Source organism: Pseudomonas sp. SCA2728.1_7 (genome assembly GCF_018138145.1).
GTDB lineage: Bacteria > Pseudomonadota > Gammaproteobacteria > Pseudomonadales > Pseudomonadaceae > Aquipseudomonas > Aquipseudomonas koreensis_A.
This window is the reverse complement of the sequence record NZ_CP073104.1, coordinates 6,386,930-6,413,269: the sequence shown is the minus strand read 5'-3', so window position 1 is coordinate 6,413,269 and position 26,340 is coordinate 6,386,930. Positions and strand designations below refer to the sequence as shown.

Genomic DNA, 26,340 nt, shown 5'->3' with positions numbered 1-26,340 from the left:
GATGAACGACAACCTGATTGAAATTCGCGATCTGCGCGTGGCCTTCGCCGGGCAGGCAGTGGTGCACGGATTGAACCTGGATATTCGCCGGGGCGAATGCCTGGCACTGGTCGGTGAATCCGGCTCGGGCAAGTCGGTGACGGCGCATTCGATTCTGCGTTTGTTGCCGGGCAAGAACGTCAGCAGCAGCGGCGCGATCCGCTACAACGGCGTGGATTTATTGCACGCCAGCGAGCAGCAGATGCGCGGTTTGCGCTGCAACCGCATTGCGATGATATTCCAGGAACCGATGACCTCACTCAATCCGTTGCACACGGTAGAAAAGCAGGTCAGTGAAGTGCTGGAAATTCACAAAGGCCTCAAGGGCCGCGCTGCACGTGAACGGACGTTGGAGCTGCTGGAGCTGGTCGGCATCCGCCAACCGTTGCAGCGCTTGAAAGCCTATCCGCATCAGCTTTCGGGCGGGCAGCGGCAACGGGTGATGATTGCCATGGCGCTGGCCAACGAGCCGGAACTGTTGATCGCCGATGAGCCGACCACGGCGCTGGATGTGACGGTGCAGCAGAAGATTCTCGAGCTGCTGATCGAGCTTCAGCAACGCCTTGGTATGTCGCTGTTGCTGATCAGCCATGACCTCAATCTGGTGCGCCGTATCGCGCAACGGGTGTGCGTGATGCGTCACGGTGAGATCGTCGAACAGGCCGATTGCGAAACGCTGTTTCGGGCGCCGCAGCATCCTTACAGCCGCTTGTTGATCGAGGCGGAGCCCAGCGGTGCGCCAGTGCCCAATGAGTACGATCACAACCTGCTCGAAGTCGACGATTTGAAGGTGTGGTTTCCGTTGCCCAAAGCGTTGTTCAGTCGACAGCAGGATTACATCAAAGCGGTGGATGGCGTGAGCTTCACCCTGCAACGGGGCAAGACCTTGGGGATTGTCGGCGAGTCGGGTTCGGGCAAGTCGACGTTAGGTCAGGCGATCCTGCGGCTGGTCGAGTCCGAGGGCAATATCCGTTTCGGCAACAAGCAACTGAGCCTGCTCAACCAGCGTCTGATGCGGCCGTTACGGCGGCAAATTCAGGTGGTGTTTCAGGACCCGTTCGGCAGCCTCAGCCCACGGATGTCGGTGCAGCAGATCATTGCCGAAGGCTTGCTGACCCATGGCATCGGCACTGAAGCCGAGCGTGAGGTGGCGGTGATTCGCGTACTGGAGGAAGTTGGCCTCGATCCGCAGAGCCGGCATCGTTATCCCCACGAATTTTCCGGTGGGCAGCGCCAACGCATTTCCATCGCACGTGCGCTGGTGCTGGAACCGGCGCTGATTCTGCTTGATGAACCAACGTCGGCGCTGGATCGCACGGTGCAGAAGCAGGTGGTGGAGTTGTTGCGGCAATTACAGATCAAACATGGGCTGACGTATTTGTTCATCAGCCATGATCTGGCGGTGGTGCATGCGTTGGCGCATGACTTGATGGTGATCAAGGATGGCAAGGTGGTGGAGCAGGGTTCGTCACGCGAGATTTTCGCCACGCCCAAACACCCCTACACCCAGGAACTCCTGAAAGCCTCCGGCCTAAAGCCCGACACAAATCCCTGTAGGAGTGAGCCTGCTCGCGATAGCGGTATTCCAGTGACATGAGTGCTGCCTGACCTACCGCCATCGCGAGCAGGCTCACTCCTAAAGGGATGGTGGTGAGTCATTGAAATTTATTTTTCAGGCACTGCATCCAAACGCCTCCGTCACGGGTAGTCCTTATAACAGCCCTCTTCGGCTGTCAGCGGTCTACCCTTTCGGAGATAACACTGATGAACATCACCCAGCTGATTGGCCTTACCGGTTTGCTCGCCCTGTCGTCGACGACCTTCGCCCAAAGCAACTATCCCGACGCGATCAAAGTCCCGGACGGCCACAAGATCGCGATGGAAACCACCGGCGTCGGCGAGATCACTTACGAATGCCGTGACAAAGCCAATACTCCAGGGCAGACCGAGTGGACCTTCGTCGGCCCGAAAGCGGTGCTCAATGACCGCAGCGGCAAACAGGTCGGCACCTACTTTGGCCCGCCGGCCACCTGGCAGGCCAAGGACGGTTCGAAGGTCACCGGCACACAATTGGCCGTGGCGCCATCAAGCCCGGGCAACCTGCCCTATCAACTGGTCAAGGCCAATCCGGCCGAAGGCAAAGGCGCGATGAGCGGCGTGAGTTACATCCAGCGTGTCGCACTCAAGGGCGGCGTAGCGCCGGGCAGCGAATGCACGGCGGCGAACAAGGGCAAGCAGGAAGTGGTGAAGTATCAGGCCGACTACATTTTCTGGGCGGCGAACTGATCCCCGGATCCACCACAAGTCCCCTGTAGGAGTGAGCCTGCTCGCGATAGCGGTGTATCAGTGAAGAATATGCTGCTGACACACCGCTATCGCGAGCAGGCGAAGGCCTACAAGGGGAATTATGTGTTCTGGATGTTTGCGGAATGTAAGCTAGATTGCACGACATGCCTTTAGCCGAATCCACATTCGATTACGAAGCCCGCCTCGCTGCCTGTGCCCGTGGCGAGCGCTCGGCCCTGCGCGATTTGTATGTGCAGGAAGGCCCGCGTCTGCTCGGTGTGGCCAAGCGGCTGGTGCGCGACACGGCGCTGGCGGAGGACGTTGTTCATGAGGCCTTTATCAAGATCTGGAACGGTGCGGCGGGGTTTGACCCGGCGCGCGGTTCGGCGCGCGGCTGGATGTTCAGCGTGACCCGGCATCTGGCGCTGAATCTGCTGCGTGATCAGGGTCGTGAAACGCCGCTCGGGGTTGAGCACGAAACAGTCGGGGATGCTGACGACTTCGATGCCCATGCGCATTCGGCACGCATTCATCGTTGCCTCGAACAACTCGAGCCACAACGCCGCCACTGCATCCTGCATGCCTATGTCGACGGCTACAGCCACGCGCAGATTGCCGCGCGTTTAGACACGCCGCTGGGCACGGTCAAAGCGTGGATCAAACGCAGCCTCAATGCCTTGCGGGAGTGCATGAGATGACCAGCGAATCGGCGCAAGACCGCGATGAACTGGCCGGCGAATATGTGCTCGGCACGCTTTCTTTTGAACAGCGGATCGAGGTGCAACGACGCTTGCCCAACGACCCCGAACTGCGTGCAGCGGTGGATGCCTGGGAGCGGCGTCTGCTGGAGCTGACCGATCTGGCGCCCGCGCAACAACCCTCGGCGCTGTTGTGGCCACGGATCGAACGCAGCCTTGAACGACTCGCGCCAAAAGCGTCATCGACCTCATGGTGGAATCTACTGCCTCTCTGGCGCGGGCTGAGTGCTATCGGATTGGCCGCCACGTTGATTTTGGGTTCGATCCTGTTGAACCAGACCACGCCGAAACCAAGCTTTCTGGTGGTGCTGGTCGCGCCACAGGACAAGGTGCCGGGCTGGGTAATTCAGGCGAGCAATTCGCACGAGATTCAGCTGATTCCGCTCGGCGTGGTTGAGGTGCCAGCGGACAAGGCGCTGGAATTCTGGACCAAGGCTGACGGCTGGCAGGGGCCGGTGTCGCTGGGGCTGGTCAAACCCGGGCAGGCGTTGTCGGTGCCGCTGGACAAGTTGCCGCCGCTGCAACCGAATCAGCTGTTCGAGCTGACACTTGAGGGCGCCAATGGCTCGCCGATTGGCAAACCGACCGGGCCGATTCAGGCGATCGGGCGCGCGGTGAAGGTGCTGTGAGGCTCTGATCTGCGGGTTCCGGCAACCATCATCGGCATCGATGTTCACCATCACGGCAATGAAGTTCTCATAAAAAATCTCCGGCGTAACATCAGCTCCATACCAACCAACAACACCCCGGAGCACACCATCATGAAACGCCAAACTCTTCTCGGTATCGCTTTCTCGGTCTTCGCTATCAACGCTTTCGCCGCTACCCCGGCCCACACCCTGATCGCTGAGGGCGGTTCGGACAAACTGATCGAAAGCCGTGTGGCTGAAGGTGGCTCGGATCGTCTGATCGAACGTCGCGTTGCCGAAGGTGGCTCGGATCGTCTGATCGAACGTCGCGTTGCCGAGGGTGGCTCGGATCGTCTGATCGAACGCCGCGTCGCCGAAGGTGGTTCGGATCGTCTGCTTGAACGCCGCGTTGCTGAAGGTGGCTCGGATCGTCTGACCGAACGTCGCGTTGCTGAAGGTGGTTCGGATCGTCTGATCGAACGTCGCGTTGCCGAAGGTGGCTCGGATCGTCTGATCGAACGCCGCGTTGCTGAAGGTGGTTCGGATCGTCTGATCGAACGCCGCGTTGCTGAAGGTGGCTCGGACCGTCTGATCGAGCGCCGCGTTGCTGAAGGTGGCTCGGATCGTCTGATCGAACGCCGCGTTGCCTGATGATTGGCTGTAAGCGCAACACCCCAGAGAAACCCGGCTCCCTTGGCCGGGTTTTTTATGTCTGTCTGATTTATCCGGCCTTGGCCATGCAGCGCTTGTAGCGCTCGTCCACACGCTTGGCAAACCACGCCGTCGTCAGTTTGCGGGTGATCTTCGGGCTCTGCAGTACGATCCCCGGCAACACCGCACGCGGCAGCTTCTTCCCCTCCGCTTGCTCTGCCAGTTCGAACACCCGCTGATAGAGTCTGGTCTCTTCGAACTCCAGGGTTTTGCCCTTCTCCAGTTGATCGCGAATGGTCGGGTTGCGCATGCCCAATGACTTGCCGAGGGTGCGCACCGCCAGTTCCGTGCCGCCGGGCATGATCGAGTCGTAGCGGATCAGGTCGCCATCCAGCGCCAGCGGAATACCGGAGGCGCGGCTGACTGCATTCTGGAAAGCGGCATTACGGCTGGCGTACCAGCCGGCATTGAAATCAGCAAACCGATACAGCGGCTCGCGATAACTCACCGGATAGCCGAGCAAATGGGCGATACCGAAGTACATGCCACCGCGCCGGCTGAACACCTCACGGCGGATCGTGCCGTCCACCGGGTACGGATAATCCTTGGCGTGCTGTTCGGCAAATTCGATGCTGACCTGCATCGGCCCGCCGGTGTGCACCGGGTTGAAACCGCCGAACAGCGTACGGCCCATCGGCACCCGGCCGATGAAGTCGTCGAAAATGCCACTGAGTTCTTTTTCACTGCGCGCCGCGTTCAGGCGTTCGCTGTAGGTCTTGCCGTTGGTGGAACGCACTTGCAGAGCGCCGCTGACCAACAGGCTGGGGATGTGCACTTTAGCGGCACGACGATCGATTTCGTCGCGGGCGATCTTGCCCAGGCCGGGTACCGTGGGGTCAGCCTGGAAGGTCGATTCCTGTTCGGCAACGGCCAGCACCGAGCACAGGTTTTGCGTGGTCGGGCTGATGTTCTGCGCGGCAAATGCGGCGTAGATATCGGTGGCCCAGCCTTGGCGATCGGCAGTCTTGGCCGGCATCAGCCGTACGATCTCGGCCTTCACTTCAGCGGGTGCACGCGGCACCGGTTCCTGGCTGCGCTGCCCCGCGCAACCGGCGAGCGCCAGCAATGCGGCGAGCGTGATCGGTAATCGAAGGTTGTGCATGTTGCTCCATCCAGTCCATTAAGCCCGAACACCATACACAATCCGTGTAGGAGCTGCCGAAGGCTCGGGCCGCGATCGGACGATCTTTTGACTTTGATTTTAAAAACAAGATCAAAAGATCGCAGCCTGCGGCAGCTCCTACACAGGAATGCGGGTTTTGAAGGGGTGATGACAAACTGATTGCAAAACGTTACTGAGAAAAACTATCATTTGCACCTGGAGTCGCATTTGCGCAAGGAGTTCCCGCGCCGCCCTTATTTTTCTCACCGGCCGTGCGCCTCCAGGTACATACATGCCCGCTCCAGCTCGACTCGCCGTCCCGTTTCGCCCGACGCTTCTCGCCCTGCTGTGCTCCCTGACTGTCACCGCTCACGCCGCTGAAGGCGATACCAAAGCGCTGGTGCTGGACGACGTCAACGTCAATGCTCAAGCCCCGACGCCCAACGCCTTGCCCCCGGTTTACACGGGTGGTCAGGTTGCCCGGGGTGGCCAGCTCGGCGTGCTCGGCAATCAGGACATGATGGACGTGCCGTTCAGCGCCGCGTCCTACACCGAACAGCTGATTCAGGATCAACAGGCCGAAAACGTCGCCGACGTGTTGCTCAACGATTCGTCGGTGCGTCAGGCCTCGGGTTTCTCCAACCAGGCGCAGGTCTTCATGATCCGTGGCCTGCCGCTGAACGGCGACGATATTTCCTATAACGGCCTCTACGGCGTGTTGCCACGGCAGATCATTTCCACCGATGCCTTGGAGCGCGTGGAAGTGTTCAAAGGCCCCAACGCCTTTATCAACGGCGTGACCCCGACCGGTTCCGGCATCGGCGGTGGCGTCAACCTGCAACCGAAGCGCGCCGGCGACGTGCCGCTGCGTCGATACACCACCGACATCAACAGCGAAGGCCGTATCGGTCATCACTTCGACATCGGCCAGCGTTTCGGTGAAGACAACCGCTTTGGCGCCCGGATCAACCTGTCCCAGCGTGAAGGCGACACCGGTATCGATCACGAGAATCAACGCTCGAAACTGTTCGCCATCGGCCTCGATTATCGCGGTGACGCCCTGCGCCTCTCCGGTGACTTCGCCTACCAGAAAGAACGCGTCAACGGTGGCCGCAGCTCGGTCAACCTCGGCACCGCCACACACATTCCGGATGCGTCGTCGGCCGACACCAACTACGCGCCGAAGTGGGGCTATACCGACATCGAAGACACCTTCGGCATGCTCCGCGCCGAGTACGACCTGAACGACAACTGGACCGCTTATGCGGCCGGCGGCGCCAAGCACACCCGCGAAGTCGGGCGCTACAACTCGACCACTTTGGTTGGCAACAGCGGCGCGTCGTTTACCACGGGTTCGTTCGTCCCCCACGATGAAGACAACACCAGCGTCATGGCTGGCCTCAACGGCAAATTCAATACCGGCGCGATCAGTCACAAGGTCAATTTCGGGTTGACCGGTATCTGGGCCGAACAGCGCAGCGCATACGATTTCGATCTGACCCAATACGCCAACAACATCTATCACCCGGTGCAGACGCCGTCGCCAGTGGGCAACTTTGCCGGCGGCGACTTGAATGATCCGGGCATCGTCGGCAAGACCTTCAATCGCAGTATCGCGATTTCCGACACCCTCGGTTTCTTCGATGATCGCCTGCTGGTCACCGCCGGTCTGCGCCGTCAACAACTGGTAGTCCAGGGTTACAGCTACGCCAGTTATGGCAGCGGCCCGCGCTCCTCAAGCTACGACGAATCGATCACCACGCCGGTGTACGGCGTGGTGTTCAAGCCATGGGAACACGTGTCGTTCTACGCCAACCACATCGAAGGCCTGGCACAGGGCCCGACCTCGCCGACCAGCTCCGGCGGATTCCGTGTGACCAACGGAAACGAGGTTTACGCACCGGCCCGCTCCAAGCAAACCGAGGCCGGGGTGAAAGTCGACATGGGCACTTACGGCGCGAGCCTGGGTGTCTATCGCATCGAACAGCCGAGCGATGGTTACTGCGAAATCGACAGCGCCACCACCTGCACCTACGTACGTGAAGGCGAGCAGGTCAACAAAGGCGTGGAAATGAACGTGTTCGGCGAGCCGGTTCAGGGCCTGCGCCTGATCAGCGGCCTGACCCTGATGGACACCGAACTGAAGAACACCCTCAACGGCGCCAACGACGGCAATCGTGCGATCGGTGTGCCGACCTTCCAGTTCAACGCTGGCGCGGATTGGGACGTGCCGGGCCTGCAAGGCGTAGCGCTGAATGCGCGGATGCTGCGTACCGGCGGTCAATACGCCGATGCGGCGAACAATCTGAGCCTGCCGACCTGGAACCGCTTCGATGCCGGTGCGCGTTATGCGTTCAAGGTGTCGGAGAAGGACGTGACCGTGCGTCTGGGCGTGGAGAATCTGGCGAACAAGAAGTACTGGGAATCGGCTCAGGGTGGGTATCTGACTCAGGGTGAGCCGCGAGTGGCGAAGTTGTCCGGCACCATCGATTTCTAACGCTGAAAAGCCCCTCACCCTAGCCCTCTCCCGGAGGGAGAGGGGACTGATTGCGGTGTTCTTTCGAGTTACGCCGACGTGTGCCACCGAGTTGAACGCACACTTGAAAAGCCCACCAATCGGCTCCCTCTCCCTCGGGAGAGGGCTGGGGTGAGGGGCTACTATTTACGTCACACAACAGCACCCCAGCCGAACACCATCAAGACATCCCCGTCTGACCGATGAACTGGCCACCCTCTCCTTCTGATCCATACTTGCTGCACAGCAAACGGAGGACAGGCCCATGAACCGCAGCGACGTCCTGATCATCGGCGCTGGCCCGACCGGGCTGGTGCTGGCCCTGTGGCTGAGCAAACTCGGCGTGCGCGTGCGCATCATCGATAAAACCTCCGCGCCCGGCACCACTTCGCGAGCGCTGGCGGTGCAGGCACGCACCCTCGAGTTGTACCGGCAACTGGACCTCGCCGACACCGTGGTGCGCAACGGTCATCGGGTGGCGGCGGCGAATTTCTGGGTCAACGGCAAAGCGGTCGCGCAATTACCGCTGAACCGCATTGGCGAAGGCCTGACGCCCTATGCGTTCGTCGAAATATTCCCGCAGGACGAGCACGAACGGCTGCTGATCGAGCGCCTCGAGGACTACGGCGTCACGGTCGAACGCAACACCACGCTGGAAAGCTTCGAAGAAACCGGCGACGGCCTCACCGCGCATTTACGCCTGGCCGATGGCGAGCAGGAAATCTGCCAGGCCTGTTATCTGGCCGGCTGTGACGGCGCCCGCTCAGTGGTGCGCAAAACCCTCGACACCGGGTTCCCCGGCGGCACTTATCAGCAGATTTTCTATGTCGCGGACGTCAAGGCCAGCGGCCCGGCAATGAACGGCGAGCTGCACCTGGACCTGGATGAAGCAGACTTTCTCGCCGTGTTTCCTCTCGCCGGCGAAGGCCGCGCAAGGCTGATCGGCACCGTGCGTGACGAGCGTGCGGATCGCGCCGAAAGCCTGGAGTTTTCCGATGTCAGCAGCCGCGCCATCGAACACCTGAAAGTGCATATCGAAGACGTGCACTGGTTCTCGACCTACCGTGTGCATCACCGCGTGGCCGAGCATTTTCGCAGTGGCCGCGCGTTTCTGCTCGGCGATGCCGCACATGTGCACAGCCCGGCGGGCGGTCAGGGCATGAACACCGGCATCGGCGACGCGATCAATCTGGCGTGGAAACTTGCCGCCGTGCTTAGCGGCGCCGCCGAACCAGGCCTGCTCAACAGCTACGAAACCGAACGCATTGCCTTCGCCCGCCGATTGGTGTCGACCACCGATAAAGTCTTCAGCTTCGTCACTGCCGAGGGGCGCATGGCTGACTTGCTGCGCATGCGTGTGGCGCCATTTCTGATCCCGAAAATGGCTTCGTTCGAGGCCAGTCGCGAGTTCCTCTTTCGCACGGTGTCGCAAGTCACCCTCAACTACCGCGGCATGCCGCTGAGCCAGGGCGCAGCCGGCCACGTCCACGGCGGTGACCGTTTGCCCTGGGCGCATGATGGTGAGTGGGATAACTACGAACCGCTCAGACAGCCGTGTTGGCAAGTGCATGTATACGGCGACACCAGCGACGAAATGATTGCCTGGTGCCACGAACATCATTTGCCGCTGCATGTGTTCGACTGGCGTCCGGCGTTTGAAACGGCAGGATTGGGGCGTAATGGCTTTTATCTGCTGCGCCCGGATACGTATGTAGCGATTGCCGAGACCAGCGCGGATCCGAAAGTGATCGAACGCTACTTCCGCGATCACGGCATCCGGCCTTACTTCAACTGCCCCTGACCCACCACAAAACCCTGTAGGAGTGAGCCTGCTCGCGATAGCGGTGTATCAGCCGCCATTAATGCTGACTGACAAGACGCTATCGCGAGCAGGCTCACTCCTACAGTTTGGATTTGCGGTGTTGCTTAGATCCCGGCCAGGGCCAGATCCATCGCAAAGTAAGTGAAGATCAGATCCGCACCCGCCCGCTTGATCGCACCCAGGCTTTCACGCACCACACGATCCTCATCGATCGCCCCGGCCTGCGCGCCGAACTTGATCATCGCGTACTCGCCGCTGACCTGATACGCCGCCAGCGGCAGGTTCGAGGCTTCACGGATATCGCGGATGATGTCGAGGTAGGCGCCGGCTGGTTTGACCATCAGCGCATCGGCACCTTCCTGCTCGTCGAGCAGCGATTCACGCAGGGCTTCGCGGCGGTTCATCGGGTTCATCTGATAGCTTTTACGGTCGCCCTTCAGCGCGCTGCCACCGGCTTCGCGGAACGGGCCGTAGAGCGCCGAAGCAAATTTGGTCGAATAGGCCATGATCGGAATTTGAGTAAATCCGGCCGCATCCAGCGCCTGACGAATCGCCCGCACCTGACCGTCCATCGCCGCCGACGGCGCGATCACGTCCGCACCGGCGCGGGCTGCCGCCACGGCTTGTTTGCCGAGGTTGATCAGTGTCTGGTCGTTGTCGACCTCATGGTTGTGCATCACCCCGCAGTGGCCGTGATCGGTGTATTCGCAGAAGCAGGTGTCGGACATCACGATCATCTCCGGCACGGCATCTTTGGCAATGCGCGACATGCGCGAGACCAGACCGTCTTCGCGCCAGGTGTCGCTGCCGTTGCTGTCGAGATGGTGGGACACGCCGAAGGTCATCACCGACCGACTTGACGCCGGCACGGGCGTAACGCTCGATTTCGCTAGCCAGTTTGCGCTCGGGAATGCGCATCACCCCCGGCATGCTTTTGATCGGCACGAAGTCGTCGATTTCTTCCTCGACGAAAATCGGCAGCACCAGATCGTTCAGGCTGAACTCGGTTTCCTGGAACAGGCTGCGCAGGCTCGCATTGCGGCGCAGACGGCGGGGACGTGCTTCGGGGAACTGACTGGACATGAGGGCCTTTCCTGAAAACGGCAGATGAGACGAAAGTCGTAGGGGGCGAAGCTTATGCCTTGCGGGGGGCGGGATACAAACCTGGATCAATCAAGAGTGCATTACTGGGGGTGTAATAATCATCCGGATTTTGCACATTACCTTGTAGGAGTGAGCCTGCTCGCGATAGCGATGTGTCATTCGATATCAATGTTGACTGACTCACCGCTATCGCGAGCAGGCGAAGGCCTACAAGGGGTTATGTGTGTAGTCAGGAAGGGATGGTCAGGCCGCGAATGACCGCTGGACGGGCGAGGAATCGCTCCAGCACGCGGGTAACATTCGGGAAGTTGCTGATGCCCACCAGATCACCGGCCTCATAAAACCCGATCAAATTACGTACCCACGGAAACGTGGCGATATCGGCGATGGTGTAACGCTCGCCCATGATCCAGTCACGGCCCTCGAGCCGGCCGTCGAGCACCTTGAGCAGACGTTTGCTTTCATCGACGTAACGGTCACGCGGACGTTTGTCCTCATAATCCTTGCCGGCAAACTTGTTGAAGAAACCGAGCTGGCCGAACATCGGACCGATGCCGCCCATCTGGAACATCAGCCACTGAATGGTTTCGTAACGCAGCGCGCCTTCCTGCGCGAGCAACTGGCCGCTTTTGTCGGCCAGGTAAATCAGGATCGCCCCGGACTCGAACAGCGGCAGCGGCTTATCTTCGGGACCATGGGGATCGAGGATCGCCGGGATCTTGTTGTTCGGGTTCAGCGACAGAAACTCGGCAGACAACTGATCCTGGGTATCGAAAGCAACCTTGTGTGGCTCGTACGGCAGGCCGATTTCTTCGAGCATGATCGAGACTTTGACGCCGTTGGGCGTCGGCAGGGAATAGAGCTGAATCCAGTCAGGGTACTGCGCCGGCCATTTCTGGGTGATCGGGAACGCGGACAGATCGGTCATGGGAAGCATCCAGTCACAAATTAAAGTCCTGAGCATAATCCAGGATCACACGCTCTAGCGCGGGTTCTTTTTGCCAGCGTCGTTGCACCTACTTAAATCCGCAACATCCTGTCGTTAACCTGCCACCAGGCCGCTTAACGTTGCCGTTAGAGTGCTGCGCACTCGGGCGATCGAACCAATGGCCCTCAGGGGACTCTGAGCTATGCCTTTATTGCAAAGGAAGCCGTTAACGACAGGGAAAACACCCGGTGCTGGGAGCCCGTGGTGTAAAGGTTTGTCAGCCTTAATTGAATCAGCTGAAGAACTTTCTATTTCATGACGAACCTTATGCGATTCGCCAAACGCTTCAAACACCGTGCGTATGTGGCCCTGCCTTCCCTGCTGGCCGTCAGTGCGCTGTTCCTGTCGCTTGAGTCCAGCGAAAGCCGCGCGCAACCGGCGGACGGCACCCAGACGCTGGTGTTCCTGCGCCACGCGGAAAAACCCGAGGGCGGTCTCGGCCAGCTCAACTGCCAGGGCCTGAACCGCGCCATCGACCTGTCGACGCTGCTGCCGGAAAAATTCGGCAAGGCCGATTACGTGTTCGCCGCCAACCCGACGCGCAATGTCGAGGAAGGTGAGCTGGACAACTCCTACAGCTACATCCGCCCGTTGATGACCATCAGCCCCGCCGCGATCAAGCTCGGCCTGCCGGTGAACATCGAATTTTCGGCCAACGACACCAGCGATCTGGCCCGCGAGCTGCTGGAAGACAAGTATCACAACTCGACGATTTACACCGCGTGGTCCCACGGCTATCTGCCGGAGCTGATCAACAAGGTGGCGGGCAAAGCGCTCGGCGAAAAACAGAACATCACCGAGGACTGGGCGGGCAACGATTTTGACTCGCTGTATGTACTGACCCTGACCTGGCACAACGGCAAGGCCAGTCTGCAGAGCCACAGTTACAAGCAGGGGCTGGATCATGGCAAGGAAACCTGCCCGACCTGAGTCTTGTGTGGCCTGGCCCCTTCGCGAGCAGGCTCGCTCCCACATTGGATTTGCGTGAAATACAAATCCCCTGTGGGAGCGAGCCTGCTCGCGAAGAGGCCAGCCGCTACAACCTCAACCTTTCTGGCTGGCCCGCTCACGCAGATACTCAAGCACCGCCCCACGCTCCCCGGCAAACTCGATCCGTCCGCCCTTCTTCTCGCGCTGAAACACATACATCGGGTCGTAATACTCACGCAGCAACCCTTCGATCCAGCCGCGATGCAAGTCCACCGCCCCGCTTTGCCCCTGCTCGATCAACGCCTCTTCCATCAACAACAGCATCCGCCGATGACGCTCGCCTCCGAGGCGCTTTTGCACATTGTTGAGGCTTTCCAGCAGGCGCTCGGAGAACAAGGTAAAACCCTCCTCCCCATGCACGGCCACGAACTCCGCCGATAGATCCACCACATAATCCCGCAAAATCCGCTCGACGCGATCGTCAAAACTGTCTTCCAGCCAGACCATCGGGTACTGCTGCATGCCCTGATACAACGGCAGCGGCAAGGCGCAACTGCCCACCACCCGGCTCTCGTCTTCCAGTACAAACTGCGCGATACCCGCATCGCGTTTCTTCAGAATGTCGATGGCCAGGCGGTTTTCGAAATCGATGTTCGACGGCTGCCCGGTGGCGCGCTTGCCGAAGCTGGAGCCGCGATGGTTGGCGTGACCTTCAAGGTCCAGGCCATTTTGCAGTTGCACCAGCACTTCAGTCTTGCCAGTACCGGTCATGCCGCCGAGCAGGACGAAATCACACTGGGCGATGGCCTGCTCAAGGGTGTCGATAAGGAAGTTGCGCATCGCCTTGTAACCACCGCCGATACGCGGATAGTCGATCCCGGCTTCGTCACGCAGCCATTGCTGAGTAATCTGCGAGCGCAGACCACCGCGAAAACAATAGAGATACCCATCAGGATGGGCCCGAGCGAAATCGGCCCAGGCCTGGATGCGCTCGGCTTTCACCGCGCCCGACACCAGTTGATGACCCAGCTCGATAGCGGCCTGCTGGCCGTGCTGCTTGTAGCAGGTGCCGATCTTCTGCCGCTCGACATCGTTCATCAGCGGCAGATTGATCACACCGGGGAACGCGCCCTTGTGAAACTCGACAGGCGCACGGGCATCCATCAGCGGCCGGTCGTTGAGGAAAATGTCTCGGTAGTCAGTGCAGTCGCGGAGCATCAAATCACCTCGACTGCGTTCGTCTGTCGCTCAACCAGTTCGCCGATTGGCGCAAGGTTCAGGCCCAGTTCGGCGGCGACAGCAAGGAATTCTTCATTGCCTTCAGGCGTCACGGCGATTAGCAGACCACCGCTGGTTTGCGGGTCGCAGAGCACGCGTTTATGCAGCTCCTGCACACGGCCGACCTTGCTCGCATAGCTGTCGAAATTGCGCAGCGTACCGCCGGGCACGCAACCCTGATCGAGGTAATACTCGACGCTGTCCAGACGCGGCACCCGGTCATAAGCGATGCGTGCAGTGAGCTGGCTGCCATCGGCCATTTCCACCAGATGCCCGAGCAGACCAAAACCGGTGACGTCGGTCATCGCCGTAACGCCAGCGAGTTTGCCGAAGCGGCTGCCGGGTTTGTTCAGGGTGCACATCCAGTCGCGAGCCACGCCAACGTCGGCGGCGCGCAATTTGCCTTTTTTCTCGGCGGTGGTGAGGATGCCGATGCCCAGCGGTTTGGTCAGGTACAACAGGCAACCGGCGGTGGCGGTGTCGTTGCGCTTCATGTGGCGTTTTTCCACCAGACCGGTGACGGCGAGGCCGAAGATCGGCTCAGGCGCGTCGATCGAATGCCCGCCCGCCAGCGCAATGCCCGCCGCGTCGCAAACGGCACGGCCGCCGCGAATCACTTCACGCGCCACTTCCGGCGCCAGCACATTGACTGGCCAGCCGAGAATGGCAATAGCCATCAATGGATCACCGCCCATCGCATAGATATCGCTGATCGCATTGGTCGCGGCAATGCGGCCGAAGTCGAACGGGTCGTCGACGATCGGCATGAAAAAGTCCGTGGTCGAGACCACACCGCGCTCAGCATCGATCTCGTACACCGCCGCGTCATCGCGCGAGGCGTTGCCGACCCACAGTTTCGGATCAAGGTTCTGCGCACCGCTGCCGGCCAGAATCACTTCCAGCACCTGCGGGGAAATCTTGCAGCCGCAACCGGCGCCGTGGCTGTATTGGGTCAGACGAATCGGCTCGCTCATGGGGGAGTCTCAGGCTGTTGATGGGGGCGATTCTAGCAGAGCGCGACGCAGCAGATTTTTGCACTGACTGAGCGGCCCCTTCGCGAGCAGGCTCGCTCCCACATTTACACCGCACTCCCCTGTGGGAGCGAGCCTGCTCGCGAAGGCAATCGAACAGTCACCACAAGCATCGGGTTGCCAAAGAATATGCAGGCAAAAAAAACCGCCCTTACGGGCGGCTAAAAGTGCTTCGACCCTAAATCAGAAGCCAAGGCTGAAGCTGATGGTCATCGCATGGTCGTTGCTGTCGTTCGACAGTTGGCCCGAGTAGCCGACGCCGAGTTTGCCGGTCGGGCTGATCTGGAAGTCGACCCCCGCTTCAACAATCGCGCTGTCCTTGGCAATCGGCACACCCTGGGTGCTGAACGAGGCGCCGCCGTCGATGAAGGTCAGGTCAGCATCAGGCTTGGTGTCACCAAAGGCATGGCGCCAGCCGATGGCCGCGCGCGGGGTGAATTGCCCGCCGTTGGCTAAGGTGATGACTTTGCCGGCGCGCACACCGAGGGTCGAGAAGGTGATGTCTTGATCGGCATCCGCCTCCAGGCGCCCTACTCCGCCTTTCTCCTTGGCCTTGTCGGTGTCGTAGTTGACGTAGGCGAGCCCTGCGAACGGCTCGAGGGCAATGCCACCGGCTTCAATGGTGTAACCGACTTCACCGAACACCTGCGCGCTGCGCGCATCGTAATTGGCCTTCAAGCGATCGTTGTAGCTGCCGACGCTGACGTTGCGTTTGGTCTCGATGTCATGCCAGCTGTAAGCCGCGCCGAGGCGCACCGCCAAGGCATCGAACTGCGAGTTGAGGTACGCCGCCAGGTGGTAGCTTTCGACGGTGGCGTCCGAGCGACGATCATGCGCATCGAGATCGCTGCGGGTGTAACCGGCGGCCATGCCCACGCGCCACTGGTCATCGAGTTGCTTGTCGGTGCCGAGCATGAAGCCGCTGAGGTTACGGTCGAGTTTCGCCGCGTTGCTGTCGCCATCCGACTCGCCCCAGGCGCCGAGTGCCCGCGCCCAGCCGACCATTTCGCCATGGCAACCGTTGCTGCTCAGTTGGTTGCCACTTGGCGCCAGGGCACGGCGTGGATCATCCGCCGCGCTGCATGACGGTTGGCGCATGCGATCGTTGACTGCGTCACGCACATAGCGCGAATCCTCGAGGATGGCGCTGGCGGTGCTGGCGTGGATCTCACCGGACAGACTGTCGAAGGCGTTACGCGCACCGGCGACACTGAGGTTGACGATCTCGTTCTGCAACGCCGCGCCCGCCGGGCCGTTGTTCGACAGCGCGGTGGCGGTGCGGAACTGGTTGCCAGTGGCGGCGACATCGGCGAAGGAATTGCCGTTGCGGCTGACCACCAGCTTCACCGCATTAGCGTCATACACCAGTGCGCTGTTGAGGAACGCGTATTGCGGCAGGTCTGCGGCGCTGAAGGTGCCGTTCACGCCACCGCCCGCCGTGATCAGCGAGTACGTGGTGTTGCCGGTGAACGGTGCCAGCGAGTTCACTTGCAAGGCGCCGCCCAGCGTTGCGCTGCCGCCGATTGCCAGTGGCGTCGCGGTTGGCGAGCTGACCGTCAGCGCCAGCAGACCATCGCTGGCGTTGGTCAGGTTACCGGTCACGCTCAGGGTGCCTGCTTCGGAGCCCGAGGCGACAACGCCATGGTTGACCACCGAACCGACACTGCCGTTACCACTCAACCCTGCGCCATTGGCCACGGTGACTTGCCCACCCAACGAAGCCCGCGCCGCACGGCTGCCGACTTGCAGCACGCCTTGATCGACCGCGACCGTGCCGCTGAACGGATTATCACCGGTCAACAGCAAGGTGCCGGTGCCGCGTTTGAGCATCGCGCCGAGTCCGCGCAGCGATCCGTTGAACTGACCATTGAAGTTCTGCAAGAAGAGCAGCGATGCGTTGTTAAGGATGTTGCCCTGCAGGCTGGTGGTATTACCGACCAGCGTACCGCCGCTGACCGTGGTGCCACCGCTGTAGGTGTTGGCGCCGCTCAATACCAGCGTGCCGGAATCAAGCTTCTCGATGCCGCCCGTGCCCACTAGCGGTGCGGAGATTTCCGCACTCGCGCCGGCGTTGACGCGCACCGGTGCAAGGCTGCCGTCCGTGCCGTTGACCGGGGTCAGCGTACCGCCAGCCCCCGGAACCAGGCTGTAGCCGCCGGAGAGGAATTGCAGGCCGGTGAAGTTCTGATTGCCCTGCACGGTCACGTTACCTGCCTGACCGCCGAACACCGCGAACTGACCATTTGCAGCCAGGGCCTGAGTACCGCTCGGATCGGTCCAGTTGGTGCCCGGCCCCCACACGCCGCTGCCACCACCGATGCTGCCGTCCGGATTGGTGGTGCCACCGTTCCAGAACTGCACCTCACCCGGCGTGCCTTGCACCAGCAGGTTGATCTGATTGGCAATCGCGGTTTGCAGGGTCAGATTGGCCGCCGACACCGGCAGGCTGCCGTACACCAGACCGTTGTCGGTCAGGCTGCCGCCGTAGCTGAACAGTTGATAAACCCCGGTGCCGAAACCGCCGGCGTTGCTGATGTTCAGCGTACCGTCGAGGGTCAGGTTGCCGGCGACATTGACCACCGTGGTCGAACTGGCCGCCGAGCCGAGACTGAAGTCCAGATTGGTCCCCGACGACAGTGCCAGCGAACCGACTGACAATGGCGTTGCCGTAGCGCCACCCAGCAGCGTCGCGCCGCTGGCCAGTTGCACGACACCCCCAAACTGGCCACCGCCGCCGATGCCCGCACCGCTGGCAACGTCGACATTGGCGCTGTTGAGTACGCCGTTGACGATCAGGTTGCCCGCCTGCACCGAGGTGTTGCCGGTGAAGGTATTGTTGCCGGCCAGCAGCAGATCACCCGTGCCGGCTTTGTTCAGCGTACCGGCGCCGGTGAGATTGCCGGTGTAGCTGCCATCGGCGTTTTGCTCGAAGGTCAGGGTCGCGTTGTTGACGATCGCGCCTTGCAGGCTGCTGGTGTCACCGCGCGTCGTGCCGCCGTTCAGCGTGGTGCCACCGCTGTAGGTATTGGCACCACTGAGGACGAGATCGCCGCTACCGTTTTTCAGCAGACTACCGGTGCCGGTCACAGCCCCGATCAACGTGGTGTTCTGATTGCCGGCAAGGGTCAGTTGCGCGCCAAGGTTGATGGCGTTGGCCAGTTGCAGCGCCGAGGTGCTGTCGAGCGTGCCGTTGCCGGTCACGTTGAGCGCAGCGCTGCTGAGGGCACTGTTGTTGCCGAGGACCAGCGTACCGCCGGCGAGTTGAGTACCACCGGTGTAAGTGTTGCTGCCGTTGAGGGTCAGGCTCGATGCGCCGGCCTTGATCAGGCTGCCGCTGCCGCTGACCACGCCGCCGAGGGTCAAGGCATTAGAGCCAGCGACATTCAAGCCACCGTTGAGCACAACATCGTTGCCCAGACTGACGGCCGCGTTGCTGTCCAGCGCTGTGCCGTCGGCAGCAGTCAACAGGCCAGTGCCGAGCGCCGCGTCGTTACCGACCACGATCTTGCCGCCGTTCAGCGCCGTGCCACCGGTGTAGCCGTTGGCCGCGTTGAGCACCAGCGTACCGCTGTCGTATTTGCCCAGCGTGCCGCTGCCGTTGAGCGCGACACCGATGGTTGCCGTGGCGTTGGGGTCAACCCGCACCGAGGCATTGCCCAGCGAACCGTTGACCAGATTCAGCGAGCCCGCCGTGCCATTCACCAGGCTGTAGCCATCGGTGACGAACTGCAGACCGGTGATAGTTTGCGCGCCGTTGACGGTCACCGTGCCGGCCGCCCCCTGGAACACCGCAAAGCTGTTGGTCCAGGCTTGGTTTGTGGTGCCGTTGACGTCGGTCCAGTTGGTGGTGCCGGTGCCCCAGGTGCCGCTGCCACCCTCCACCGAACCGTTGGCCACCAGTTGATTGCCGTCCCAGAACTGCACGGTGACGCCCGGTGCAGTCACCAGCAGGTTGATCTGATTGGCCAGCGCGGTTTGCAGGGTCAGATCGCCCGGGCTGACGCTGCCCGGCAGTGTGCCAAAGAGCATGCCGTTGTCGGTCAGGCCGCCGGTGTAGTCGATCAGGCGATAGACGCCGCTGCCAAAACCACCGATGTCGCTGACATTGAGCGTGCCGTCGAGGGTCAGGTTGCCGCCGACATTGACCAGCGCATTGCCGCCACCGGACACCGGTGTGCCGAGGCCGACGTCGAAGTTGGAATTACCGTTGAACAGCAGCGAACTGACGCTCAGCGTACTGCCGGTGACGCCCGCCAGATGACCGCCATCGGCCACCGTCACGGCACCGCTCAAGGTGCCGCTGCCTCCGAGAGTGCCGCCGCTGTTGACCAGCACATTGCCGCTGGCCAGTGAGCCGTTGACCTGCAAGGTGCCGGCGGTGACGTTGGTGTCGCCAGTGAGGTCGCTGATGCCGCTGAGGATCAGGGTGCCGCTGCCGAGTTTGCTCAGGCTGCCGTCACCGCTGAGGATGCCGGCGAAAGTGCTGCTGACGTTGTTGCCGCCGAGGCTCAACGTATTGCCCGTGCCGATCAGCGCCGTGCCGCTGCCAGTGAGGCTGGCGAGGCTGGCCGATGCACCGAGATTCAACGCCGCGCCGCCGGCGAGATTGACCGTGGCGTTGTTGCCCAGCGCCGCGCCACTCAGCGTGGTCAGGCTGCCGGCGAGCACATCGAAGGTGCCGCTGAAGGTATTGCTGCCGCTCAGGGTCACGTCGGCCAGACCGTTCTTGGTCAACGTGCCGGCGCCGGCGATGATGCCGCCGAGGGTCAGGTTGTTGTTACCGGCCAGGACCAGATTCGCGTTGACGTTGAGGTTGTTGGCCAGCACCAGTGGCGCGGAATTGTCGAGGGTCGAAGCGCCGGCCACGGTCAGCGCGCCGCTGCCCAGAGACGCGCCCGTACCGAGGGTCAGCGTGCCGGCATTCAGCGTGGTACCGCCGGTGAAGGTGTTGATGCCGTTGAGTGTCAGGTTCGACGCGCCGTCCTTGATCAAGCCACCCGCGCCGCTGACCACACCTGCGAGGGTCAGGTTGTTGCTGCCGGTGTTGCTCAGATTGGCGTTGAGCACGACGTTGTTGCCCAGGCTCAGCGCACTGTTGCTGTCCAGCGCCGAGGCGCCGGCTACGGTGAGATTGCCCAGACCCAGTGCCGAGTTGCTGCCGGCGGTCAGCGTCCCGGCGTTGAGGGTGGTGCCGCCGAGGAAGTTGTTGTTGCCGCTGAGGGTCAGGTTGGCTGCGCCGTTTTTGCTCAGGCTGCCGGCGCCGTTGACCGTACCGGCCAGGGTCAGATCCGCCGTGCCGCCGATGCCGAGATTGCCAGCCAGGTTGACCGCGTTGTTAACCGACACCGCCGTGCTCGCATCCAGCGTGGTGCCGCCCGCCGCGTTCAACGTGCCGGAACCCAGCGCCGAGTTCGACGCCAGAATCAGTCCTCCGGCGTTCAAGGCTACCGGGCCAAGGAAGGCGTTGTTGCCGCCGAGGGTCAGGTTCGCCGTGCCGGTTTTGATCAGGCCACCCGTGCCGCCAAGCACACCGTTGAGGGTCAGCGCATTGCTGCCGACCACGGTGAGGTTGCCGTTGAGCGTCGCGGCGTTGGCCAGTGTCACCGCTGCGTTGCTGTCCAGTTGCGTACCGGCATTCGCCGTCAACGTGCCAGTGCCGAGCGCGGTGTTACTGCCGACGATGATCTTGCCGCCGTCCAGTTGCGTGCCGCCGGTATAGGTGTTGGCACCACCGAGCACCAGCGTGCCAGCGTCGAGTTTATTGAGGATGCCGCTGCCATCGATATTGGCACTGATGGTCGCCGTCACACCTGGATCGACGCGTAACGAAGTGGTGCCGCCGGTGCCATTGACCGCTGTGAGTTGTCCCGCTGCACCGTTGACCACGTTGTAGCCGTCGGTGAGGAACTGCATGCCAGTGAACGCCTGCGTGCCGTTCACCGTTACCGTGCCGGCGGTGCCCTGGAACACCGCGAAATCACCGGCCCACGGCTGATTGACCAAACCATTGGCATCGGTCCAGTTGGTGCCGACCGCATTCCACGTGCCGCTGCCGCCATCGACCACACCGTTGGCGATGGTCTGGCTGCCGTCCCAGTAACGGATGTTGCTGTTCGGCGCGGAGACTTGAATGTTGATCTGATTGGCGACGCCGGTTTGCACCAGCAGATCGCCGAGGCCGTAGCCGACCGGCACGCTGGCCACGTCCAGACCGAGGTTGGTCAGGGCACCGGTGTAGTTGAACAGGCGATACACACCAACGCCAAAACCGCCGGCATCGGTGACGTTGAGATTGCCGTCGAGGGTGAGGTTGCCACCGACATTCATCAGCGAAGTGGTCGACGGCGTGCCCAACGCCACATCGACATTGCTGCCGGCAGCGAGGGTCAGCGCACCGGCGGACAGCTGGTTGCCCGACGACAACGCCAGATGACCGCCGCTGTCGACGTTGACGCTACCAAGCGCTGAACCAGTGCCGGTGAGCGTGCCACCGGTGTTGACGTTGACCTGTGCACTGGCCAGCGAACCGCTGAGGTCGACGGTGCCGCCATTGATCGCGGTATTGCCGGTGATGCCGCTGATCCCGGTGAGGTTCAAGGTACCGGTGCCGACTTTGACCAGGCCGCCGCTGCCACTGAGATCGCCGTCAAAGGTGCTGGTGACGTTGCCGCCGCCGACGGTCAGGGTGTTACTGCCGGTCAGTTGCACACTGCCGCTGCCGGTCAGCGCGCCGAGGCTGGCGTCACTGCCCAGATTCAGCCCGGCGCCGGCGCTGATGTTGACCCCGGAAGTGCTACCCAGCGCATTGGTGTTGAGCGTGGTGACGCTACCGGACACGATATTCAGCGCACCGGTAAAGGTGTTGCTGCCAGCGAGGGTCAGGTCCGACAAACCGTTTTTGGTCAGGCTGCCGGCACCGTCAATGATGCCGTTCAAGCTCAAATCGTTGTTGCCGGCGACGGTCAGTCCGGCATTCAGCGTAATCGCGTTGCCGATGCCAAACGAAGCGCTGTTATCCAGCGTTGCCGCGCCGCCGACGACCAATGCACCGCTGCCCAGACCGTTGGCATTGCCCAATGTCAGCGTACCGGCGTTGAGCGTGGTGCCGCCGCTGAAGGTGTTGTTGCCATTGAGGGTGAGATTGGCCGCGCCGTCCTTGATCAACTGGCCAGTGCCGCTGGTGACGCCGCCGAGGGTGAGGTTCTGCGTGCCGCCAACGCTAAGCGCGGCATTCAGGGCGACGGCGTTGTTGAGGCTGACCAGCGGCGAATTACTGTCGAGTGTCGCCGCGCCGGCAACGGTCAATGCACCGGAACCGAGCGCCAAACTGTTGCCGACGGTCAGGGTGCCGGCGTTCAGCGTGGTGCCGCCGAGGTAGTTGTTGGCGGCGTTGAGAATCAGATTGGCCGCGCCGTCTTTCACCAGGCCGCCAGCACCGCTGACCAGACCGGTCAGGGTCATATTGGCGGTGCCGCCGATGTTCAAGGCACCGGCGAGTCCCACGGCATTATTCAGGCTGACCGCCGTGTTGGCGTCCAGCGTGGTGTTGGCGGCCGCGTTCAACGTGCCGGAGCCCAGCGCGGTGTTGCTGCCGACGGTCAGTTTGCCGGTGTTCAACGCCGTGTTGCCAAAATAAGTGTTGGCGCCGTTGAGGGTCAGATCGGCAGCGCCGTTCTTGGTCAGTCCACCGATACCGGCGACCACGCCGCCCAAGGTCAGCGCATTGCTGCCGCCCAAGGTCAGGGTGCCGCCGAGGTTGACGTTATTGGCCAGCGTTGCCGCAGTGCTGGCATCCAGGGTGGTGCCGTTCGAGGCGTTCAGTGTGCCGGTGCCGAGGGCCGTGCTGGAGCCGACCACCAGCGAACCGGCATTCAGCGCCGTGGTGCCGGTGTAGGTGTTATTGCCGTTGAGGGTCAGGCTCGATGCGCCGGTCTTGATCAAACCATTGCTGCCACTGATCACCCCGCCGAGGGTCAGCGCATTGGCGCCGCCAGCGGTGAGGTTGGCGTTGAGAATCACGTTGTTGTTCAGGGTCACGGTGGAGCTGCTGTTGAGCGTGCCCGCGCCTTCCACCGACAACGCGCCGGTGCCCAGTGCTGCGCCGTTGCCGACCGTCAGACTGCCGGCATTCAGCGTGGTGCCGCCGCTGTAGGTGTTGACGCCGCTGAGCGTGAGATTGGCTGCGCCGTTTTTTACCAATTGGCTGGCGCCGCTGATCACCCCGCCGAGGGTCAGCGCGTTGCTGCCGCCAATGCCCAGGCTGTTGTTGAGAATGACCGCATTGTTGAGTGTCACAGCGGCATTGCTGTCCAGAGTGGCCACGCCGCCGACGGTGATGTTGCCGCTGCCGAGCGCCGCGTTGGCGCCCGCGGTGATCGTGCCCGCGTTCAACGCGATCGCGCCGAGGAAGGTGTTGGTGCCGTTGAGAATCAGGTTGGCCGCGCCGTTTTTGGTCAGCCCGCCGCTGCCGCTGACAATCCCGCCCAAGGTCAGGTTGGCGCTGCCGCCGACGTTGAGGTTGCCACCCAGGGAGACCGCGTTAGCCAACGCCACTGCCGTGCTGGCGTCGAGGGTAGTGCCCGCCGCCGTGGTCAACGCGCCAGTGCCCAGCGCGGTGTTGGAACCGACAATCAGCGTGCCGGCATTCAGCGCGGTGCCGCCAGAGAAGGTGTTGTTGCCACTGAGACTCAGGTTTGCCGTGCCGTTCTTGATCAGGTTGCCGGCGCCGCTGACGACGCCGCTCAGGCCCAATGCCTGCGTGCCGCCAAGGGTCAGATCGCCTGCCAACGCGACGGCGTTGGCCAGGGTCACCGCCGTGGTCGCATCCAGTGTGGTACCCGCCGCCGCATTCAGCGCGCCAGTGCCCAGCGCGGTGTTGCTGCCGACCAACAGGCTGCCGGCATTGAGCAGCGTGTTGCCACTGTTGCTGTTGTTGCCGGTCAACGTCAGGCTGGCACTGCCGGATTTGGTGATGCCGCCGGTGCCGGACAACACGCCACCGAGGGTCAGCGCATTGCTGCCGAGCACGTTGAGCGCGCCGGTCATCGCGATGTTGTTGGCCAGGGTGACGTTGGCGGTGCTGTCGAGACTGGTACCGGTGGCCGTGTTCAGCGCGCCGCTACCCAGCGAGTTGTTGTTGGTCACCAGCAGGCTGCCGGCGCTGAGGGTGGTGGTGCCGGTGAAACCGGTATTGGCACCGCTGACGGTCAGGCTGCCGCTGCCGGTTTTGGTCAGGCCGCTGCTGCCGCTGATCAAGCCGCCGAGGGTCAGCGCACCAGTACCGCCGGCCGTCAAGGTGCCGCCGAGGCTGATGGCGTTGGCCAGGCTGATCGTGCCCGGCGCGCTCAGGGTCGTCGCGCCGGTGACGTTGAGCGCGCCGGTACTGAACGCCTGATTGTTACCCAACTGCACGGTGCCGCCATTGAGCGTGGTGTTGCCCAGATAGGTGTTGGCGGCGCTGAGGTTTAGCTGGCCGGTACCGGCCTTGGTGAAACCGCCGCTGCCGGAAATCACCCCGCTCAGGGTGGTCGCGTTGCTGCCTTGTAGCGTGACGCCGCCGGCGCCGAGGGAGATCAGATTGCTGATGTTCAACCCGGCGTTGCTGGCCTGCAAAACCCCGCCGTTGGAGGTGAGCACACCGCTGCCGAAGGTGGCGTTGTTGTTGAAATTCGCGATACCGCCGTTGAGCGTGGTCGCGCCGCTGACCAGAGGCCCCTGCAAGGTCCAGGTGCCGCTGTTAAGGGTCAGGTTGTTGAAGTTGACGTAGGTCGCGCTGGACGCCGTGCCAGTCTCGGCGATACCGCCGCCGACGCCGCCAGTATTTTGCAGGATCAGGCTGTTAGTACCGCCCGCGCCGCCATCGACCGTGCCGGTCGGGGCGAAGGTCAGGTTGATGCCGATCAAACCGCCGAGGCCGACGCTGATCTGTACACCGTCACCGACGTTGACACTGGAGCCGGTCACCGCAGTGAAGGTGTTGGTGCTCGCCGCCCCCATCGACACACCGCCGGTAATCGCACCGGCGTTGGTGAAAGTGTTGCCCGCCGCCGAGGTTTCGAAGGCGATCCGGCCGTTGATCACACCGGTGCTGCTGTTGGTCATGTTGACCTGCGAACCACCGTAGACGCCGACTACCGGAGTGTCGGCCAAGGTGATGCCGCCGATCGAGAGTCCTGTCGAGGTGATGGTGCCGTTGTTGGTGATGCTGGTGGTGCCGGTTGCCGCGTTGTTAACCGAAAGGGCCAGGCCGTCGATGCTGGTCAGGTTGAGCCCGAGCAGCATGCCCGTACCACGGATGATCCCGCTGGCGTTATTGAGCACACTGACCGTGCTCGTTGCACCGGTGCCGATGAACGCGCCGCCGCTCAACACCGAGACCAGGCCAAGCAACGCCGGGTCAATCGTGCCGGAGTTGTTCAGGGAGATGTTCACCCCGGTCAGGTCCATCACATGGCCGCCGAGGGTCGCATTCATCTGCGCCCCACTGTTGACGTTGACCGTCAGGCCACTGGTGGCACTGGAGAAATTGTTGAGAAACAGCGGCAGGCTGGGCACGCCGGTACAGGTCACCGTCGAACCCGCCGTGGAGCAAGTGGCCAACGCCGGTGCGCTGACCCCGCCGAACAACAGCCCGGCGACGCTCAGGTGCACAGCAAGGGATAGAGGGGAAAAACGCGAAACGAGGGCGACACCAAACCTTGCTTCCACGGGCTACTCCTTGTCGTGGCCAATTTCTTCCTTGAGGGCGCGCAGAGCCGTGCTTATTCCACACGCGAATCAAGACTGCGACGGTCATCACAAAACCGTTGATTGGGGACAAAGCTAGTAGACGCCCGGCAATGGGGCACGGATTAAATGGTGTTAATACTTTAATACTAGAGGGTTCTGGAATCAGCGTTTCAGCCCGTATCCATGGGTCTTCGGCCTGTCGCAGAACCTGTAGGAGTGAGCCTGCTCGCGATGGCGGTGTGTCAGTCAGCCCACGTTTTATTGATAAACCGCTATCGCGAGCAGGCGAAGGCCTACAGGGGTTTCGCGGTGAGCAGGCATACCTGATCAATCCGTCAGTTAAATTTGCGAATTCATCGATATTTCATGGCATTGAGAAAACTGGTACGCCTTGTGCAAACGTTTGCGTAACGTCAATA

General features: G+C 61.9%; 13 protein-coding genes and 1 pseudogene. 8 read left to right on the top strand and 6 right to left on the bottom strand.

Annotated features, from left to right (window positions below; translation table 11 throughout):
• Position 1: 1 nt before the first annotated feature.
• The 5 genes from KBP52_RS28635 to KBP52_RS28615 all read left to right on the top strand — a co-directional run bounded on the left by KBP52_RS28635 (position 2) and on the right by KBP52_RS28615 (position 4,363).
• Positions 2-1,636 carry an ABC transporter ATP-binding protein gene (locus KBP52_RS28635; protein ID WP_212621482.1) on the top strand — a complete coding sequence of 545 codons (1,635 nt, stop codon included), beginning with the start codon at positions 2-4 and terminating at the stop codon, positions 1,634-1,636.
• A gap of 167 nt (positions 1,637-1,803) precedes the next feature.
• Positions 1,804-2,325 (top strand): DUF3455 domain-containing protein, encoded by a 522-nt coding sequence (locus KBP52_RS28630; RefSeq protein WP_077573743.1) that lies wholly within the window; start codon positions 1,804-1,806, stop codon positions 2,323-2,325.
• Positions 2,326-2,489: 164 nt separating this feature from the next.
• Positions 2,490-3,023, top strand: a complete 534-nt coding sequence (locus tag KBP52_RS28625; protein ID WP_212621481.1) for a sigma-70 family RNA polymerase sigma factor — start codon at positions 2,490-2,492, stop codon at positions 3,021-3,023.
• A complete protein-coding gene (locus KBP52_RS28620) occupies positions 3,020-3,712 on the top strand; it encodes an anti-sigma factor (protein ID WP_212621480.1) in 693 nt (230 codons plus the stop codon). The genes KBP52_RS28625 and KBP52_RS28620 overlap by 4 nt, the downstream gene beginning before the upstream one ends.
• Before the next feature lie 132 nt (positions 3,713-3,844).
• Entirely contained in the window at positions 3,845-4,363 is a 519-nt protein-coding gene (locus KBP52_RS28615; protein ID WP_212621479.1) for a phage infection protein, read from the top strand.
• A gap of 70 nt (positions 4,364-4,433) precedes the next feature.
• Here KBP52_RS28615 and KBP52_RS28610 read toward each other — a convergent pair whose 3' ends face one another.
• Positions 4,434-5,525, bottom strand: coding sequence for a DUF1615 domain-containing protein (locus KBP52_RS28610; RefSeq protein ID WP_212621478.1), 1,092 nt, complete (start codon positions 5,523-5,525; stop codon positions 4,434-4,436).
• 292 nt (positions 5,526-5,817) lie between these two features.
• Here KBP52_RS28610 and KBP52_RS28605 point away from each other — a divergent pair, with 292 nt between their 5' ends.
• Positions 5,818-8,022 carry a TonB-dependent siderophore receptor gene (locus tag KBP52_RS28605; protein ID WP_212621477.1) on the top strand — a complete coding sequence of 735 codons (2,205 nt, stop codon included), beginning with the start codon at positions 5,818-5,820 and terminating at the stop codon, positions 8,020-8,022.
• Between the two features lie 283 nt (positions 8,023-8,305).
• Complete coding sequence (locus tag KBP52_RS28600; protein ID WP_212621476.1) at positions 8,306-9,841, top strand: FAD-dependent oxidoreductase; 1,536 nt, start codon at positions 8,306-8,308, stop codon at positions 9,839-9,841.
• 125 nt (positions 9,842-9,966) lie between these two features.
• Here the strand turns inward: KBP52_RS28600 and hemB are convergent.
• A pseudogene (gene hemB / locus KBP52_RS28595) lies at positions 9,967-10,945 on the bottom strand (porphobilinogen synthase).
• 250 nt (positions 10,946-11,195) lie between these two features.
• Positions 11,196-11,894 carry a glutathione binding-like protein gene (locus KBP52_RS28590; RefSeq protein ID WP_212621475.1) on the bottom strand — a complete coding sequence of 233 codons (699 nt, stop codon included), beginning with the start codon at positions 11,892-11,894 and terminating at the stop codon, positions 11,196-11,198.
• Positions 11,895-12,209: 315 nt separating this feature from the next.
• On the opposite strand from KBP52_RS28590, the gene KBP52_RS28585 reads away from it, so the two are divergent.
• Positions 12,210-12,884, top strand: coding sequence for a histidine phosphatase family protein (locus KBP52_RS28585; RefSeq protein WP_077573608.1), 675 nt, complete (start codon positions 12,210-12,212; stop codon positions 12,882-12,884).
• 114 nt (positions 12,885-12,998) lie between these two features.
• Here KBP52_RS28585 and mnmH read toward each other — a convergent pair whose 3' ends face one another.
• The 3 genes from mnmH to KBP52_RS28570 form a co-directional block, all read right to left on the bottom strand.
• Complete coding sequence (mnmH, locus tag KBP52_RS28580; RefSeq protein ID WP_212621474.1) at positions 12,999-14,102, bottom strand: tRNA 2-selenouridine(34) synthase MnmH; 1,104 nt, start codon at positions 14,100-14,102, stop codon at positions 12,999-13,001.
• The gene (selD, locus tag KBP52_RS28575) at positions 14,102-15,136 is read right to left on the bottom strand and encodes a selenide, water dikinase SelD (RefSeq protein ID WP_212621473.1); all 1,035 of its coding nucleotides are present in this window, start codon (positions 15,134-15,136) and stop codon (positions 14,102-14,104) included. Before selD ends, mnmH begins: the two co-directional genes overlap by 1 nt.
• A gap of 240 nt (positions 15,137-15,376) precedes the next feature.
• Positions 15,377-25,900, bottom strand: a complete 10,524-nt coding sequence (locus KBP52_RS28570; RefSeq protein ID WP_212621472.1) for an autotransporter-associated beta strand repeat-containing protein — start codon at positions 25,898-25,900, stop codon at positions 15,377-15,379.
• Positions 25,901-26,340: the final 440 nt, after the last annotated feature.

Coding starts and splice junctions, on each gene's coding strand:
- KBP52_RS28635 (WP_212621482.1), top strand. CDS start 2: ATGAACGACAACCTGATTGAAATTCGCGATCTGCGCGTGGCCTTCGCC.
- KBP52_RS28630 (WP_077573743.1), top strand. CDS start 1,804: ATGAACATCACCCAGCTGATTGGCCTTACCGGTTTGCTCGCCCTGTCG.
- KBP52_RS28625 (WP_212621481.1), top strand. CDS start 2,490: ATGCCTTTAGCCGAATCCACATTCGATTACGAAGCCCGCCTCGCTGCC.
- KBP52_RS28620 (WP_212621480.1), top strand. CDS start 3,020: ATGACCAGCGAATCGGCGCAAGACCGCGATGAACTGGCCGGCGAATAT.
- KBP52_RS28615 (WP_212621479.1), top strand. CDS start 3,845: ATGAAACGCCAAACTCTTCTCGGTATCGCTTTCTCGGTCTTCGCTATC.
- KBP52_RS28610 (WP_212621478.1), bottom strand. CDS start 5,525: ATGCACAACCTTCGATTACCGATCACGCTCGCCGCATTGCTGGCGCTC.
- KBP52_RS28605 (WP_212621477.1), top strand. CDS start 5,818: ATGCCCGCTCCAGCTCGACTCGCCGTCCCGTTTCGCCCGACGCTTCTC.
- KBP52_RS28600 (WP_212621476.1), top strand. CDS start 8,306: ATGAACCGCAGCGACGTCCTGATCATCGGCGCTGGCCCGACCGGGCTG.
- KBP52_RS28590 (WP_212621475.1), bottom strand. CDS start 11,894: ATGACCGATCTGTCCGCGTTCCCGATCACCCAGAAATGGCCGGCGCAG.
- KBP52_RS28585 (WP_077573608.1), top strand. CDS start 12,210: ATGACGAACCTTATGCGATTCGCCAAACGCTTCAAACACCGTGCGTAT.
- mnmH (WP_212621474.1), bottom strand. CDS start 14,102: ATGCTCCGCGACTGCACTGACTACCGAGACATTTTCCTCAACGACCGG.
- selD (WP_212621473.1), bottom strand. CDS start 15,136: ATGAGCGAGCCGATTCGTCTGACCCAATACAGCCACGGCGCCGGTTGC.